General features: G+C 72.0%; 1 protein-coding gene. It reads right to left on the minus strand.

From position 1 onward, the window contains the following. Nucleotides 1-1,660, minus strand: a 1,660-nt coding sequence (locus tag Q7A36_RS39660) for a chemotaxis protein CheA (RefSeq protein WP_370655806.1), incomplete at both ends; no start/stop codon positions are given.

Consider the following 1,660-nt stretch of genomic DNA (forward strand, 5'->3'; position numbering starts at 1 on the left):
CGGAGCGGAGTTCGACGTTGATGTCGCTCTCGACGATGTCCTCGATGGCATCGACCACCAGGCCCATGCTGTTCTCGCCCTCGGCGAAGACCAGCACCGGCTTGCGGCTGCCCGGCTCGAAGATCACGCCATGGTCGGCGGCGACCAGCGGCATGAGCTTGCCGCGGTACTTCGTCAGCATGCGCCCGCCGAGGTCGTGCACCTCGTCCACCGCGATCTCCTCGAGGCGGGCGACGAGGTCGAGCGGGATCGCCTTGGGCATGCCAGCGCCGGCGCGGACCAGCAGCAGCGCCACGCGCTCCGAGCCCGCGCCGCCCTCGGCGCCAGCGGCCGCCTGCACCGCATCGCTGCCGGCCGAGGTGTCGAGCCGCCCGGCCCGCGCCAGGATGCCGTTCGGGTCGACGATCATGCAGACCGAGCCGTCGCCGAGGATGGTGTTGCCGGAATAGACGCCGATGTCCTTCAGCAGCGGCGCCACCGGCTTGACCACGATCTCCTCGGTGTCCTGCGCGCTGTCCACCACGATGCCGAACTCGTAGGCGCCCACCCGGGTGACGATCACCAGGCTGCCCTCCTGGCTCGGCTCGCCCCGCGGCAGGCCGAGCACGCTGCGCAGCGGCACCAGCGGCAGCAGCCGGTCGCGCAGCCGCAGCACCGGTGTGTCGCGGATCCGCTCGATCCGCCGCTCGCCGCCCTCGCCGGCATGCACCATCTCGGTCACCGAGATCTGCGGCACGGCGTAGCGCTGCCCGGCGCAGTCGACGATCAGGGCGCTGACGATGGCCAGCGTCAGCGGGATCTTGATGGTGAAGACCGAGCCCTTGCCCGGCGTGGTCGAGAGCTCGATCGTGCCGCCGATCCGCTCGACATTGGTCCGCACCACGTCCATGCCGACGCCACGGCCGGAGACATCGGTGACCGCCGCCGCGGTGGAGAAGCCGGAGCGGAAGATGAACTGCGCGAGCTGGTTGTCGCTCATCGCCGCGACCTCGGCCTCGGAGGCCATGCCGCGCTCGACCGCCTTCTGCCGGATCCGCGCCAGGTTGAGGCCGCGCCCGTCATCGGACAGCGTCATGACGATGTGCCCGCCCTCGTGCGAGGCGTGCAGCGCGATGACCCCGGTCTCGTCCTTGCCCGCCGCCACCCGCTCGGCCGGGCCCTCCAGCCCGTGGTCGCAGGAGTTGCGGACCATGTGGGTCAGCGGGTCGCGGATCATCTCCAGCACCTGCCGGTCCAGCTCGGTCTCGGCGCCGGTCATGCGCATCTCGATCTTCTTGTCGAGGTCGCGGGCCAGGTCGCGCACGATCCGCGGCAGCTTGCTCCAGGCATTGCCGACCGGCTGCATGCGGGTCTTCATCACGTTCTCCTGCAGCTCGGAGACGACGTGGTTCAGCCGCTGCAGCGGCGCGGCGAAGTTGTTGTCGCGGCTGTTGCGCGAGAGCTGCAGCAGCTGGTTGCGCGTCAGCACCAGCTCCGACACGCTGGTCATCAGCGTCTCGAGCAGGTCAAGGCTGACCCGGATCGACTGCGCCGCCGCCTCGCCCGCCGGCGCGGCAGGGCGGGCCTCGGCGCGCGGCGCCGGCGCCGGCGCCGCCGGCTCAGGCGGCGGCGGGGCAGCGGCCGGTCCGGCCGCCGGCAGGGGCGTGGCGTCCCAGGCCGC

The organism is Paracraurococcus lichenis (assembly GCF_030657435.1).
GTDB classification, from domain to species: Bacteria; Pseudomonadota; Alphaproteobacteria; order Acetobacterales; family Acetobacteraceae; genus Paracraurococcus; species Paracraurococcus lichenis.